This window comes from Gottfriedia luciferensis, from assembly GCF_001712755.1.
In the GTDB taxonomy this organism is placed as follows: Bacteria; Bacillota; Bacilli; order Bacillales; family Bacillaceae_G; genus Gottfriedia; species Gottfriedia luciferensis_B.
In genome coordinates this window covers 43,028-60,044 of the sequence record NZ_MDKC01000003.1, presented here as the reverse complement: position 1 = coordinate 60,044, position 17,017 = coordinate 43,028, and the positions used below count along the sequence as shown (strand labels likewise).

General features: G+C 35.3%; 9 protein-coding genes. 1 reads left to right on the top strand and 8 read right to left on the bottom strand.

Features of this window, described 5'->3' with window-relative positions; genetic code table 11:
- Window positions 1–79: 79 nt before the first annotated feature.
- Window positions 80–1,351, bottom strand: a complete 1,272-nt coding sequence (locus BED47_RS04825; RefSeq protein WP_069032670.1) for an efflux RND transporter periplasmic adaptor subunit — start codon at window positions 1,349–1,351, stop codon at window positions 80–82.
- A 658-nt stretch (window positions 1,352–2,009) separates the two neighbouring features.
- Between BED47_RS04825 and BED47_RS04820 the strand changes: the two genes are divergently transcribed.
- Complete coding sequence (locus BED47_RS04820) at window positions 2,010–3,431, top strand: amino acid permease (protein ID WP_069032669.1); 1,422 nt, start codon at window positions 2,010–2,012, stop codon at window positions 3,429–3,431.
- Between the two features lie 203 nt (window positions 3,432–3,634).
- Here the strand turns inward: BED47_RS04820 and BED47_RS04815 are convergent, their stop codons facing one another.
- The 7 genes from BED47_RS04815 to BED47_RS04785 all read right to left on the bottom strand — a co-directional run bounded on the left by BED47_RS04815 (window position 3,635) and on the right by BED47_RS04785 (window position 16,956).
- Window positions 3,635–7,978, bottom strand: a complete 4,344-nt coding sequence (locus BED47_RS04815; protein WP_069032668.1) for a S8 family serine peptidase — start codon at window positions 7,976–7,978, stop codon at window positions 3,635–3,637.
- Between the two features lie 608 nt (window positions 7,979–8,586).
- Window positions 8,587–9,903 carry a 6-phospho-beta-glucosidase gene (locus BED47_RS04810; RefSeq protein WP_069032667.1) on the bottom strand — a complete coding sequence of 439 codons (1,317 nt, stop codon included), beginning with the start codon at window positions 9,901–9,903 and terminating at the stop codon, window positions 8,587–8,589.
- Window positions 9,903–10,214 carry a PTS lactose/cellobiose transporter subunit IIA gene (locus BED47_RS04805; RefSeq protein ID WP_025568866.1) on the bottom strand — a complete coding sequence of 104 codons (312 nt, stop codon included), beginning with the start codon at window positions 10,212–10,214 and terminating at the stop codon, window positions 9,903–9,905. Before BED47_RS04805 ends, BED47_RS04810 begins: the two co-directional genes overlap by 1 nt.
- 129 nt (window positions 10,215–10,343) lie before the next feature.
- A complete protein-coding gene (locus BED47_RS04800) occupies window positions 10,344–10,652 on the bottom strand; it encodes a PTS sugar transporter subunit IIB (protein WP_025568867.1) in 309 nt (102 codons plus the stop codon).
- A 30-nt stretch (window positions 10,653–10,682) separates the two neighbouring features.
- Window positions 10,683–11,198: an RDD family protein gene (locus BED47_RS04795; protein ID WP_069032666.1), complete on the bottom strand. Its 516-nt coding sequence runs from the start codon at window positions 11,196–11,198 to the stop codon at window positions 10,683–10,685.
- Window positions 11,199–11,249: 51 nt separating this feature from the next.
- Entirely contained in the window at window positions 11,250–12,554 is a 1,305-nt protein-coding gene (gene celB, locus BED47_RS04790; RefSeq protein WP_025568869.1) for a PTS cellobiose transporter subunit IIC, read from the bottom strand.
- Window positions 12,555–12,654: 100 nt separating this feature from the next.
- On the bottom strand, window positions 12,655–16,956 hold the full coding sequence (locus BED47_RS04785) for an InlB B-repeat-containing protein (RefSeq protein ID WP_069032665.1): 4,302 nt from the start codon (window positions 16,954–16,956) through the stop codon (window positions 12,655–12,657).
- Window positions 16,957–17,017: the final 61 nt, after the last annotated feature.

The following is a 17,017-nucleotide window of genomic DNA, read 5'->3' as shown; positions in this document are numbered from 1 at the left end:
GCGCCTTTCAACAATTTAAGAAAATAAATAGACGATCACTATAGTAAAATGAATTTTCTACAGTGATCGTCTATTCTTATTACTTATCTAAATCAATTTTAGTTCCAGGGCGGACAGTCCAGGATGGATTTTTCCCTACTTTATCCCCTTCTTTTACTCCTTTAAGAATGGCAATATATTTCCCTTGTTTTTGGCCAGTTTTTACACTTTGTTTATAAATAGTTCCTTTTTTAAGTACATACACATATTTTGATTTTCCTGATCCTTTAACGCTCGTCTCAGGTATTGCTAACAATTCCTTTGATTGTACTACTACTTCAAGATTTGTTTCATAGCCAGGATATAGATTCTCTTGTGAATCTAAAGTTGCTCTAAAAGTGTAATATGGTATAGCTTCTTTTTTGGAATTCTTAGCTTGGTTGGTAGATTGATCACTCATAGGATAGTTACTTACCTCTGAAACGCTTCCTTTCCAGTTCTTATCGGTAACAACCTTTGAAGTGACTTTAATTGCTTGCCCTGGCTCTACTTTTGCTTTCTCTTCTTCTGTTAGCTTTCCTTCAATTTGAAACGGTTCATTTGAAGCAATTTGCATAATTGAGATTTGCTGTTTATCTGTAGCTTTATAACCTTGACCGATACTTTTGTTCAAATTAAGAACTACCCCATCATTATTACTGTTAACAGTTAATGATTCTTGTTGTGCTTTCAACTTTTCAGCTTCTAGAGTATATTGTTCTACTTTTAGCTGTGCAGCATTAAGCTCTTCCTTTGCAGTATTAAGTTCAGCTTGCAGGGATTGAATCTCCGGAGTACTTGTTGTCCTTGTTGTATTTGTTGTATTTTTATCTGTATTATTTGCATCTGTTGTATTAGGTGTTGGTGTTGACGCTGAAATAACATTTTGAATGTCTTTCTCTATTGATGCTATTTGGTCGTTTTTCTGCGTAACAGTTGTTTCCGCTAGCTTCTTATTTACTTCTGCTTGTCCTATTTCAGCTGCTATAGTTGTATCTTCATAAGAAAAAAGTTTTTGCCCTTTAGTGACAGTATCTCCTTCTTTAACAAATATCTCATTTATAGAACCTTTAGTTGGATTAACGTAAATAGTTTCAGTATGGCTTTGTACTACACGACCAGACACAGTTTCAGTTTTCGTAAAACTTTTTACCGTTGGACTGATAAACTGTAATGTTTTAGATTTACTTTTTTTAATTTCTACTACCGCTACGCTAAGAACCACAGAAACGATTAAAAGAACAATGATCCCCATTAAAATAAATTTCTTCTGACGTGGCGTAATTACTTTTACTTGTTCTTTTTCTTCGTCAATTCTTTTCGCCGTTTCCATAAAACTCTTGCCCCTTCCTTATCTTGCCAAAAACTTAATACGACTTCTCCTATATCTATTGTCTATTGTTTTAAAAAGCGTTTCAAGGAGATTTTTTAGAAAATGATAAATATTTGATATGTTTTTTTTAATAAACAATCTATTTGTCCTTTTGAATGGATTATTAGGTTGATTTGGGCAGATTTATATTATTTCAGAATATTCAAATTTTAATTTTAAAAAAATAATTTTATTGTTAATATTTTAATTTTTACCCGAAAAAACGAATAATTAGTGTCTACTAAAAAAGTCACAGAACCCTTTGATAAATCTATGTATTTTCGCACATACTTTCATTAATTTAATTAAAATTTAGATTTTATTAGATTAAAGTATAAAATTTAAAACATTCATACTATTATTGCGTAGTATTATTGAACTATGTTACAATACAAAAAATATCTTTGTAGAAAAGGATTTTTCTTCTACTAAAAGTATTTCTTATACGCATTGGAAAACGCTTACGATAATTTCGAGGAATTAAAAGTCTTTTTCTTTCAATTATGGGAATTGATACAACTCTCCCGTTACAAATTGATTAGTTACTACGCACTCTTTTAAGCAGTGTGTATTTATTTACTAAAAATACAGATTATTCATAAAAAGGGGGAGTCTTTGGATGAATGCTTTTTTCAGGAAAAAGTCGATTGAACAGCTTCAACAGGATGGGGCTAAAAATACCGGACTTAATCGCGTTCTAGGTTTATGGCAACTGACTGCCATTGGTTTAGGCGGGATTATAGGTGTAGGTATTTTCGTATTAACTGGTGTAGCAGCAGCTGAACACGCTGGTCCGGCAGTTCTTTTATCGTTTATTATTGCTGGTTTAGCTAGCGCAGCAGCAGCACTGTGTTATGCAGAGTTTGCTGGTTTAATACCGGTAGCCGGAAGTGCCTATACTTACAGTTATGCTGTTTTAGGAGAAGGTACAGCTTGGTTAATCGGGTGGGATTTGTTACTCGAGTACGCCCTAGTTGTTGCAGTAGTAGCCATTGGATGGTCTGGCTATATGCAAGAGTTTTTACTACAAATGGGTGTTCATATTCCTGTATGGGCACAAGGCGCGCCTGGTACTGGAGCAGGTCACAAAGTTGACTTAATTGCCGTTTTAGTTAGTCTTGGAATTGCAGGCTTACTTACATTAGGAACAGAAATGGGTTCTAAATTTAATTCATTAATGGTTATAATCAAATTAGGTATTATTCTTTTAGTTATTGCAGTTGGAAGTTTTCATATTAATTCAGCTAACTGGCATCCTTTCATGCCTTTTGGTTTTCATGGCGTAATGAGTGGAGCGGCTCTAGTATTCTTTGCAGTATTTGGATATGACACATTAACTACAGCAGCAGAAGAAGCAAAAAGACCGCAACGTGATTTACCACTTGCAGTTATCATCTCATTAGCTGTCGCTTTATGTTTGTATGTTGCTATGTCACTTATTATTACAGGTATGGCTCCGTATGAAACACTTAATAACGCAGCTCCTGTAGCAAAAGCCTTTAGTAATATCGGCATGAAATGGATTACAATCATCATTTCTGCCGCTGCTATAGCAGGTATTCTATCAGTATTGTTCTCATTTATGCTTGCTGGATCACGTATTTGGTTCTCAATGAGTAGAGATGGTCTATTACCAAAATGGTTTACAAAATTACATCCTAAATATAAAACACCTTATCGTCCTACTTTATTAATTGGGTTAATTACGGCATTTGTAGCAGGTGTTACGCCAATTAACGAAGTCGCAGAATTAGTTAATATCGGAACGTTAACAGCATTTATTTTAATTTGTTCTTCTATTATTGTATTACGTGTAAAACGTCCTGACTTAAAAAGAGGATTCAAAACGCCATTAGTTCCAATTATTCCATTAATCGGGATTGGATTCTCGGCTTATCTAATTGCAAGTCTTCCAGGAATTACATTTATTCGTTTTATTGTCTGGATGGCTATAGGACTTGTTGTGTATGGTTTATATGGTAAGAAACGAAGTGTACTTGGGAATGCGAACAACAACAATAATAAAACTAAAATAAGCTAAGCCGCTAAAATTTATAGAGACTATTAAAAAAGCCATTGCCACAAGGGAAATTATTTTCCTTGTGGTTTTTTTCGTTATGACAAGTATCCCTTTCTTTCCTAATTTCCAATAAATCCTGTCAAAATAAATAGCATGTATCCGATCTTAAATCGAATACATGCTAAAAAATTTCTCGAATTCTAGTAAGCTATTAATTCAAAAGCTTACTTTCTTGCTCCGTCTTTACCTACTTTATATTTACCAATTGTAGTATTTACAGCCATTACGCCAGATTTGTTGAAGTAATAATATTTACCACTTATCTTTTTCCAGCCATTGCTAAACATTACTCCGTTTGGATCGAAGTAGTAGTGTTTAGAACCTAATACCAACCAACCAGTTTTCATTACTCCATATTTATCAAAGTAATAATGTTTATTACCTAATACTAACCAACTAGTTTTCATTACTCCATATTTATCAAAGTAATAATGTTTATTACCTAATACTAACCAACTAGTTTTCATTACTCCGTATTTATCAAAGTAATAGTGTTTAGTTCCTAATACTAACCAGCTAGTTTTCATTACTCCATACTTATCGAAGTAATACTTCTTGCCGTTATACGTTACCCAACTAGTTTTCATTACTCCACTATTATCGAAGTAATATTTTTTACCACTAATTGTTTGCATACCAGTTACTTTAACACCTTTGATGTAGTAATATTTTTTACCATTTTCTACTACCCATCCAGTTTTAACCGGAGCATCTGCACGATTAATTACTACTTCCTTCACTGTTTCATTACCAGCAAGGTCAGTCGCTCTTAACGTAATTTTATTTTGTCCTTCTTTTAATGGGACAGTTACTTCATAGTCTTTGTTTAGTGGTTTTACAACATCCACTGGACTGATTAATGGTACTTCAAATTCGTGGTTTTCACCAACGAAGAAGTTTAAGTAGCTATAGTTATCTTTTAAGTTTACTTTAAAAGTAACTTCATCTACCTTTTTATCCACTCGAGTAGGAGCATTTAGTACATTAATTTCTGCCGCGTGAGTATCAACATAAATATGACGCGCAACTGAGAAGTTTTTGTTAGCATAATCTGTTGCTTCTACTTGAACAGTGAATGGTCCATCTTGGTCAAATGTTACAGTTGTTGAGTAGTTGTAATGTCCAGTCTTAGCATCAAAAGTAGTTGGAACTTCTTTTCCATTAACCTTAACTGTTTTAATACCGATATCATCTGTTACGAAACCTTTAACCGGAACTGTGTTATCACTGTAAGCTCCCCATGGCTCTGGTGAGTTAGGAACGTATCCTCCAGCACCATCTGATGTACCATCAGTGATGTACACTAATGGAAGATCCACGTCATCGATTGCCGCAGTATCTTCTGCTGCATTACCTGCGTAGTCTATAGCAACTACTTCTACTACTGCTTTAGCAGGAGCTTTAGAAAGATCATAAGAAGACTTCGTACCATCAGTTGTACCATCTAGTTTACCATTTACGAAAATACCATATACTTTGACTCCTGTTGCGTCATCTGAACCTTCCCAAGATACAATTTTCTTATCAGGGTCATAAGTTGCTTTAATACTTGGAGCTTTAGTATCAATATAAACTGGAATCTTCTTAGACTGCCACTTTGCATTATCATAGCCAATTACAGATTTAATCTCGTAATAGTATTTTCCGTCTGGCATAACTTGACCATTTACTTTACCATCCCAAATAGTTGACTCACTATCCTTCATGATTTCGCCTTTACCGTTGTTATAATTATTTTTAGTAACATCAGATTGAGCACTTAAACGGCGAAGGAATTTACCACCCTGGTCAAGGATATTATATTGTACTTCTGATGCATTTCTTAAGAAAGATGGAAGAGCATTGATATCATCACCACTGTTATCTCCGTTTGGTGAAAACGCGTAATATTTCTCTCCATCCTTACCAGGAGCCGCTTCCCAGAATGTACTATCGCCATCAGTTGCCATGTCATGTGCACCTTTATAAGCCCTTGCTAAATCAAAGTAACGAGTTTCACCAAGATCTTTGAATCCATCAAGGATTGGCAGACTGTCCCACTTACCGTAGAAGCCTACGTATGGAGTCGTTAGATTTGGATGACCATCAGTACTGATCAGATTTACAGAACCTTCAACAAAAATATTGTCATGTAGTGGTACAGAAATCTCTTTTCCACTCTTATCGAATCCAGGAATTTTTGCATCAGTTAAATCAATTTTCACTGTGAAATCAACTGATTGACCCGCTGGAACTTTAACCGTTTCAGGAGCTTCTATTTTTGCACCATCTAAAGCACCTGTTTGTAACGCATTACGATTAACATCAGCCGTTTGATAGAATTCATCTGTTAACGCATTTGTATCAACTTTATATTCAGCATCTTTATCAGAAATATTTTTAGCAGTGAAAGTCATTGATACTTGCTTAGATTGGAAATCCTTCAATTCGTATTTCGCTTCACCTGTTGCCTTACTATAGAAGTAAACTGGTGTTGTAACAGCATTTTCAATTTGCATCATTCCTGCACCTTGACGACGTGGTGAGAATGGGTGACCATCTAAGTCATTAATAACCTTTGCAGTATTCATTAATAATACTTTTGCTAAGTGAGTACGTTGACTTAAGCTTAAAGAACTGAAACGTTTATCACTTTTTAAGTACTCTTGTACTAATGCAGATCCACCAGCTACGTGTGGAGCTGCCATTGAAGTACCACTCATTACTTCATATTGGTTGTTATTAACTGTTGAATAAATATTTCCACCAGGAGCTGTAATTTCAGGCTTTAACTCTAGGCTAGGCGTAACTCCCCATGAAGTGAAGGCTGTCATACGGCCCATTTCAGGACTTTCATTTTTAGCTGTTTGGTTAACATGAATTGTTCCTGTATCAGGAATCGAATTAAATAATGCTTCACCATCTGCTTTTGAGTTAACAAGCATAATAGGAACATCCCATCCGCCTTGGTCACCGTATTGAGTACCGTTTGTTGCATTCCATACGATAATACCAGCAGCGCCTGCTTGAGCAGCGTATTTCGTTTTATCAGCAAAAGTTAAAGAACCACGTGCTACTAATACGATTTTCCCTTTAACATCTACACCGTTATAATCATCTGGTGCACCTAATTTGTATGTTCCATCAGCTTTTTTACCTAGGTTTACAACTGGAATATTTCCACCAAATTTATCTGATAAATCTTTCCAAACATCTATTCCCTTACCAACTACACTAAGATCGTTATTACCATCAACAGTGATCGCATGTTCATATAGATAAGCTTCATTTCCAGAAGCAGCTACTGAGATTGTGTCTTTATTAAGACCAGGAGCTCCAGTTACACCAATATCAGGATTTTGTGATAGAGGGTCTCCCCATCCATAACCAATATGGTTCGAGTTACCAGAAGAAACAGCACACACAATACCATTGTCAACTGCACGAGTAATTGCAAGATCTTCTGCGCTATTTGGCTCATAAGAAGATGCTACAGAACCAAGGCTCATGTTTAGTACATCTGCACCTAGTTTAATAGAATCGTCGATCGCTGCAAGATAAATATCAGACCATGTAGATGGATAACTTGGGTCATTACTGAATACTTTCATCGCAAGAACTTGCGCTTCTGGTGCAACTCCTTTAATACCACCGTTTGCTTCGTCACCGTTAGCAGCCGTAATACCTGCTACGTGCATACCGTGCATTGAAGCACCAGGTCCAAGGTCCGTTACGATACTGTTTTGGTCATAATAGTTATAACCATAAGGAACTTTATCAGTGTAGAATTTACCTGGTAAAGCTTTATCTTTTACAATTTGAGCTACTGAATCTTTTGTTAAGTCCTCTTTTGAAGGATCCGTTAATTTAAAATCACGGTGTGTAGGGTCAATCCCTGTATCGATAATGGAGATAACCATACCTTTTCCATCAAATCCAGTGTCTTTCCAAGTTTCTTTCGACTGGATAAATTGATGACTCTTCGTCATATCTGGAGTAGATGGTTCAGCTGTAGGGCGGTTGTACTCATTTGCTAAATAGACATTTTTGACACCAGAAGTAGCTTCAATTTTTGCTACATCACCAAATTGAACTTCACCACTGAAACCATTAAATGCAGTTGTAAATTGTTTTTTATAATTAATGTTGATTCCTTTTGATTGTAACTTTGATTTTACCGAACTTTGTTGACTATCTACTTTTGCATAAAGACTAGACTTTTGACTTTCAGATAAGTCTTTAAACAATTTACCTTGTTTAGTTGCGTATTCAATTGGTGATTGTCCATCCAATTCTACGATGACACGCACTTTATCTGAAGCTTTTAAGTTTGCTTTCGCATCAGATAAGTTGTTTTTATTTTGTAGTTCTTTTGTTTCCTGTGATTGTTTAATTTGTTCCAACTTTGATGCTAAGTCACCTGGTCGGTAAGATTCAGCTGAAGTTGGTGAAACAAATGCTAAATTAGAAAGAGCAAGAGCAGATGCTAAAGCATATGTAGTTATTTTACGATTTTTTTTGTTAGTCATTTCTCAGTTCCTCTCCAGAAATTTTATATAAAATAGATTAGTACAAACTTTCTTAAAAAACTTCCCCTGTTTTTTAAATAGTAATTCGAGGAATATCGACAGATTCATTGAAAAAACTTCTCAATCAAAAACATGTCAAATTACCTCTGAAAATCTTCTTTTCCAGATAACCCCTTAATATCTCCTTTCAGTTATTGATCCTATTAATACCTATACTTTTTAATTTTTTTTTAATAAAGTTTCTAAGGAATAATAGATAAATTAAATAATTCTTTTTTTGAGTCAAAATCCCTTTATAAAATTCCTAATATTTTAAAAATTTTTAAAGTTTTTTTGTATTTTTAATAAAAATATGTAAAATCATGTAAAAATTTATCATTTTGGAGTATTTTTTATAGATTTAAAGTTCTAGACATATATATTTTTCTAGATATATACTCATAGAATTTTTTGAACATAATGAAGGCTTTACTAAGTCTATTGAAGTGTTTGTTCGACAAATAATCAGTTTAGGTAATGGTTCTATTAAAGCAGCAAAATATATTAAAAAAGCTAAAAAAATAAAAAGGCAGCACATCCCAATGGATTTACTGCCGTAAACATTTGTTTTATTTAAAAAACCTTGGTAAATATTCTTTATGCGCTTCTAGCATTTCGTCAACGATCGCTACAGCTACTTTATCATTTGCTACAAGTGGATTAATAGTCAATGCAAGAATTGCTTTTTCGCGACTTCCTTCAACTGCTGCCTCAATTGCCGTTTGTTCGAAAGATTTAATCGTTTGAATTAATCCTCGAACTGGAACTGGTAATTCCCCGATTGTCAGTGGAATTGGACCATCTTTTGTAATGACACAGCTAACTTCTACTGCTCCGTCATACGGTAAGCCTGAAATAGCTCCCTTGTTCATTGTGTTTAATGGTTGGATATCTCTCGTATCATTATAGATAGATGAAATTAAACGACAAGCCGCATCAGAATAGTAAGCTCCACCACGTTTTTCTAGCTCAGGTGGTTTTATATCTAGCGCTTCATCTTTATATTTTTCAAAAAGAGATGCTTCAATTTTTTGCACGACTTCTGCACGCGTTTCATTCGATTCAAAATCTTTTAATGCTCGTTCAAGCATTTCAGATGTTTTGTAATAGTAATGGTGATAAGAACAAGGAATGACATTGACTGCTTTTAGGAATTCAGGTGCCCATTCTTCAGCATCAATATTTTTTACAAAACTAGCATTAGCAGGATCCATAATCATTTCAAGTACTTGCTCTTTTACACTAACTCCGTCTAAATAAACCTCTGTACCATATACCATATGATTTAGACCTGCAAAATCAATACGAACACGCGAATGATCTACGTTTAATAGTTTTGCAACACCCATTTCCATTCCGATCGGTATATTGCAAAGACCAATGAATCTCTTAATATTTGAATATCTTAATGCTGCTTCTGTAACCATACCAGCAGGGTTTGTAAAGTTTAGGATCCAAGCATTTGGACATAGCTCCTCAACTTCTTTACAAATATCCAAAATAATAGGAATTGTACGTAAGGCTTTAAATAATCCACCTGCACCATTTGTTTCTTGTCCGATTACGCCATGTTTAAGTGGAATTCTTTCATCAAGTGCTCGTGCAGCTAGTTGTCCAACACGAAGCTGTGTTGTAACAAAATCAGCATCTTTAAGGGCCTCACGACGATCATACGAAAGATGAATCTCCATTGGTACGCCTGCTTTTTTGACCATACGTTTTGCTAGTGCACCAACTGTTTCTAATTTTTCGCGTCCAGCTTCGACATCAACAAGCCACAGCTCAGTTACTGGAATTTGTTCATAGCGCTTAATAATTCCCTCAACCAATTCTGGTGTATAACTTGAGCCCCCACCTATTGTCACGATTTTGAATTTCTTTGACATTATTTTTGGCCCCTTTCATACATGTCAACGAACTCTTTTGCCAGGTCTTTTACAGTCATTGCATTCATTAAGTGATCTTGAGCATGAATCATTAAAAGTGAAATCTCAGTTGGAGTGCCACCAATCTCTGATTGAATAAGCGTTGTTTGGATATGGTGTGCCTCATTTAATGCATCACCTGCTTCTTTCAATTTCTTGCGAGCTAAATCGAAGTCTTGTTTTTTTGCTGCTTGAATCGCTTCCATAGCAGCACTTCGACCATTTCCCCCATGAAGAATCAGTGTGAAAATTTCCGTTTCATTTTTTACCATGAAACTGCCCTCCTCTCTTTATTAATAAAATTTTTTATCGTCATAACCCCACGGTTACTAATTTTACCTTTAAGGTATTCATCGTATTTTTCTTGAGCAAAGATCAGAAAAGTCGTTTCTCAACAATTACTACTTGTTTTCAATTAAACTGATCGCTTGCTCTAAAATCGCTTCACCATCGCACATGCCGTAATTCATCATATTAATTACTTCAACTGGAATGTTTTTCTCTTCACAGATTTCTTCCATTTCTTCTAAAAGGAAACGTACTTGTGGACCTAACAATAACACATCAGCTTCATCGATTTCTGAACGAACAACTGATTCTGAAACTGCCCAAATGTGTGCTGAAATCCCTTTTGATTCAGCAACTTTTTCCATTTTAGAAACGATTAGACTTGTTGACATGCCTGCAGCACAGCAAAGTAAGATATTCATGATGATTTCCTCTTTCTTTAGTAAGTTTTTTTATATTTCATTCTTATTAATAACGATAAATCGACCGATTCGATCGTGCACAGCTAATGACTTTTTATTAGCAAACATGCTAATAACTGATAAAAAGAACGGAAGACCTTGAAAAATAAACATCGTCAAAAATTTAAAGAAACTTCTAACAATCACTAGTAATACATAAGGAAGTATTCCCTTTTTATTATTGATGCGTGTTAACTTCAATCGAAAGATCTTCTTTCCAATTGTCGATCCTCTTAACAATAAGGTTGTTAAGACGTCATAACAAAAATAGATTATAAGCGATTGGAGAAATGCTTCATTAAAAAGAGCCATTACCTTTACTGCTGCATCTTGACTAGCAGTTGATTTTTGAAGTTCAATCATATTTGCTAGAACTCCTGGAAAGTTTGGAAGTCCCGTGATTCGATACACAATTGACAAGATGATTGAAACAATTATTGCATCAATGGCAAAGGCACCGATTCTTTTCAATCGAAACGAAGTTATAATTTTTTGTCGATTTTCCATAAGATTTAGTCCCTTCTTCTAATCAATTATCTATCTATTTGCTTGGGAGAATTATTTACTAGCTTTCTCCATTTCTAAATTTTTCTTATCCCAAATTCGAATGAATGGGAACCAAATGATCGAAGCCACTGCAAAAGCTACCAATTGCATAACTACACCCATAATCTTACCACCCGTCATTAGATAACCACTTATGAAATATGGGGTTGTCCAAGGGATGATTGTTCCAGTTGTATGTGGGAAAATTCCCATTGCCGTACCAAAGTACGTTACTGTTAATACTGCTACTGGAGCTAGAATATAAGGGATCATTAAAAATGGATTTAAAACAATCGGAACACCAAACATAATTGGCTCATTAACGTTAAAGATAGATGGCCCAATTGCTAGACGTCCTACCTTCTTAAGAAGTTTTGACTTCGCTAAAAATGTCATATAGATTGCAACTGGTAAAGTAGCACCAGAACCACCCATCCAAATTCCATTCTCATAGAATGTATACGTAATGATATGTGGTAATGTTTTACCTGCTTTAAGTGCTTCTAAGTTTGCATCTGCATTTGTAATCCAAATTGGTTCCATAACAGACGTGATGATTGATGAACCGTGGATACCAAAACTCCACAAAAGGTGTTCCATTAAACATGCGACAAGTGTACCAACATAAGTTGATCCTAAAATTGTAAATGGCTGTGTCACAACTTTATGAACAAACGTTGCAAAATCTCCCCAACCAGTATGACTAAATCCGTATCGAACTAGTAAGAAGAAAAGGATAATCACAAAGCCAGGAATAAGAGCCGTAAATGAACGTGAAACTGTAGGCGGCACAGTATCTGGTAAAGTGATGATGATCTTCTTTTGTAAGAAGTAACGATAAATTTCAGCAGTAATAATTGCAATGATTAATCCAACAAACAAGTATTGTGCACCAAAAAGATCAGGTGACCATGCTGATACAGTTTCCTTACCATCTTTGAAAGTGCTCATAATATTAACAATTAAATAACTTGCTAATGCTAATACCCCAGCTGGAACTCCATCAATATTCTTTTTATCGACCTTATAACTACTTGCTAAGGAATAAGCTACGCCAAATACTGCAACTAATGCGATAATCCCCATTGAACCGTTATAAACGATATCTCCAAATGCATTCCAATTTTCACCAAATACTTTTGACATAAAGTTTTGATACCAATCTGCTTCTAACCAAGCTACGATAATGAAAAATGAACCAATGATCATTAGTGGCATTGCAAACATAATACCATCACGCAAAGCAAGTAAGTGTCTTTGATTACCTATTTTCGAAGCGATCGGTAAGAATTTTTTTTCAAAAAAGCTGCTGTTCATTACGTTATCCCCTCTCTAAGGAATTAGGATCTTGGTAAATCAGTAATTCCCTATATACCAAGATCCCTTTTAGAATTTATTTCTTTTTAATATTTAAGATTTAAAGTTTGAATTGTATAACAGTTGTGTAACTACCGTAAACTTTAACTTTTCCATCAAGAGTGAAAGCACGAACTTTAAAGTAGTACGTTTTACCTTTAACTAATCCTGTTGCATTAAATGTTCCAGTTGTAGTTGTTTTTGTTATTTGGTCAGAGAAATCGCTTTTAGTAGCACGAACGATTTCATAACCAGATACACCACTTACTCCAGTCCAATTTACTTTAATTGAAGTTGTACTTGCTTTTGTTGCTTTTAGTCCTGTTGCTTTAGCAACATCCCATTTTGCGTATAGTGTTGTATTTTCTTTTACCTTATCAGTTGCAAAGTTCCATGCAGTTTTAAGTCCAGCATCTTTGTACCATCCAGCAAAGACAAATCCTTTTTTCGTTGGATTAGCTGGTTTCGCAATGATAGAATCATAGTTTCCTGTTATAGTAGCTACATTAGATCCACCTTTACTGTTAAATGTAACTGTGTATTTGCCAATACCCCATTTAGCGTAAAGTGTAGTAGATGCTGTTACTTTATCAGTCGCAAAGTTCCAAGCTTGAGTACATGAAGCATCTTTATACCAACCAAGGAATGTATATCCTGTTTTTGTTGGTGTTGGAGAAGTAATTGCTTCATTGTAAGTTGCAGTGATTGGATCTACTGCAGACCCACCTTGTGAATCAAATGATACTGTTTGTTTTGCATCTTTAGAAACTGTGCGTACAAAAGTCATCACGTGGCTATCATTTGCAAATTGTGGATCTCCGTTCAATGTCATTCCAGAGTATACAACCGTTGCAGTAATGTTTGCTGGTTTATCAGTGTTGTATGTTACTTTTCCATCCGCATCAACAACAACATCGTCTGGTGAAGATGATTCGTAACTAACTTCTACATATTTGTTTCCATCTGTATTAAGCCCTTTTTCAGCCATTGCATCTTTTAACCAAGTTGGATATGCAAATGCGTTCTTGTCAAGCTCAGTCGGAGCAATTTTTTCAGCTGACTTCATTGGATCAACAACTTTGATTGTGTAAGTGATTTTTTTCGGTGTTCTAAAGAATCCGTCGATCACATAGCCCGTAACTGTACTAGTTCCTGGTCTTAAAGCAGTTGCGTATGAACCATAGTGCACACCATCTACACTAATTCCTGCTGCACTTACATTACCAACTTCACCGTAAGCTGCTAAAGTTCTTAAATCAAGAACTTGAGATACATTTGAATCAGCATTGATTTGCGTTGGTAATCCATTGTTATATCCAGCTAAATCCCAAGAATTCGTTAACCAAGATACATTGTTAGTATATCCTGTTGTTTTAGCATCCAATTTAACAGAGTCACCAACATTAATCGTAAATGTATGTGTGTCTTCGTTATATTTAGCATTTGGATTCATAGCTGCTACATTCGTTGGATAATTAATACTTTCTGTTCCGTTATTTACTGGCGCAGTAACTTTTGAACCTAAACCTTCTACATATACAGCATCCTCAGGGTTTTGAGTTAACCAATAAGGCATAGATGTTACAGTTGATGATTCCATTGATAAGCTGTTACCAGAATCAATTGTTCTACGATCCATTGTTCCGAAAATATTTGTATTGTATTTAGACATCATCACTTCATCACGTGGAATTAATTGATCAACCATTAAATCAGGTGTCACGTGCGTTACGTCATTTCTGTTTGCAGAAAGAACATCCCAGTTCATGAAGTTATTTGGAATACGTGTCATTTGCCATGTTGAACCTGCAAGGTCAACCGTTGAACTTCCTATACTAAATCCTTTTTCTTTCAATGCACCTAGAGAAGCTGCGTAGAAAGTTGACATAAATGGATTTTTCTCTCTCTTTTCATTGAACCACCATTGGTTCATACCATCTAAGATCCCTTTAGCGTTCTCTTTCTCAGCATGATGAGATAATGTGTAGTATGATAGTGCAGCTTCTTCTTCATCAGAATAGTTCATGTATGACTCGTAAGATACACCACTTACGCCAATATCGTCTCCGTTATGAGCAGAAATACCAAAGTATCTAGAGTGGTACTGTAATGACATATCAAGTAATGAAGTTGAGTTATAAGACTTTGGATATCTTGTTTCATAATCATTGTGCTCTGAAGCTGTTGTAGACGCTTTGACACCATTCATTACTTTGTATTCGTTTGCAAAATCAAGTGGAGAAATTACTGCAACACCTTGTGCTTCAAGTGCAGCTTTTTCTTCTGGCGTATAACCGCCCATATCTCTTGCAGCTACAAGCATTTGTAATGCTAATGTTGCATTTAATGGACCATCTTCATAGTCATTTCTACCCCATGCATTTGATACACCGTCAAGGAATTCTGGATTTAAATTAGCCCATTTAGTTGGTGCTGAAGGAGCATTTAATCCATTTCCAGGAGCTGTTCCATTGAAACGAGATTCAATTGGGTTCTCCCCAGTAACACTTACTTGATAATAGTTGTTTAAAACCATTGCATTTGTATGATTAATTAAATCATTTTTCACAAGAGCCGCTAATTCAGGATCACTATCTTTAAACGTGTTATAAGCTAGGTCTAATGTGAAGTAATGACCTACCAATTCGTCTGTAGACGTTGTTGCTTTATAATAGACTTTGTTTGAGTCTAAAGCTTTTGTTGCATCATCTAAATTAGGATTTTGCTCATTTACAATATTCGTTAAACGTTTTGGTACAGCAACAGTGTCATACGCTTTGATTCCAGCAGTCCCTCCACTGATTTTACCTGGAACAGAATATTTAACTGTATTTCCGTTAACATCAGTCGTAGTTCCTGCACTTTTTTGAAGCCAAGCTTGGTCCCATGATTTGCTTTCTGCAGTCGTAGAACCATTGTTGCTGCCCTCTACTTTATATGATCTAGCAAAGAAGCCAGCAGAAGCAGGTTTTCCTGTTGTGTCTAACGTATACTTCCCATCATTGTCAACGAATACTGGTTTACCTTCGTTATCTGCAAGCCATTTTTTTCCTTCGTCAATTGTCTTTACGTTTCCACCAAGTGAGTTAACAACATAAACAACATCGTTAACATTGTCTTTTGAAGGTACCTTTAACTGCGTTCCAGATACATAACCAAGCGTTACGATGGCTTCAACAGCACGAATTGCAGAAGCTTTTGCATCTATTGTTCTAGCATCTTTTTCACCAAAATTTTCTTTCATGTAGTTGTATCTCCAAATTTCACCTGAAGCGTACATTGTTGTCCATAAACCATCATTATCTGTATCAGAAATTGAGCTTATAGCATCTTTATCTGCAGTCATAAGAGCTTTAATCATATTATCCTTATTAGCAAAACTCATAGAACCAGATTGGAATCCAAATCGATCTGCGTAGTTTCTAGAAATTTCTTCTTGAACTAATGATTTGCCCATTAGGGACATTTGCTTTCTTACAATATGAGTAGCATTTCCTTTCTCGCCTAGAATCCAAAGACCATTATTTCCATCAGACATAATGTTTGTAATTACTTCTTTGGCGTTAAATTGAGTCGGGTTTCCGTTTTTATCGACTCCTGAACCTGAATTTTCACCAGTTTGAGGAATATATCTTCCACCTTGTAAATATTGAATTTGATCAGCTGGAGCTAAGTTTGGATCATATAGTGTAATTGCATCGGATACGATACCAGTAGTGACAGGATGATCTTTTTCTTCACCAAAATTAACGTTGCCATTTGATTTAATTAAAGTATCCTTTGAAACTAACCATTTTACGCCATTTTCTCCATTAACATAGCCAACATAGTTTTTAGACGGAAACTTAGTTCCTGATGGAGCAGTTGGAATATTTGTTGTTTGCAAATTAGATGATGAAAGAGCAGCAGGAATTTTCGAATCTCCCGCATTGTAATAGTAAACTACCTTTTCAAGATTAGTAGATGCCTGCGTCTCAATTACAGAAACCGTAATATTCACAGTTGCTGCATTACCACTTAAATCTACTCCAGTACCTGTGATAATTGCAGATCCACCAGATACACCTAAAATCTTTCCACTATAATCACCTTTTGCGTTACCAATCGTATCAACATATGCAACGTAAGGATCAGAAGTTGTCCATTTTACTGGCTTGGTTGTATCTAATCCACTTGGTTTTGCATGAGTGATTTGTGTAGTATTCATAAAAATCTTAGTGCCAGTTGAGATTGGCGCTACTGATTGAGTAGTAATAGTTGGTGCAGCTTTTGCAACAACGCCACTAAATGGAGTTGCAAACATTGATGCCGCTAGTACAGAAGCTGGAAGTGCTCTACCTAAAAACCATTTATTTCTTTTCATTTATCTTCCTCCAAAATAATTTATTTAATTAATTTTCTAATCGAAGAACACCTTTTTTAAT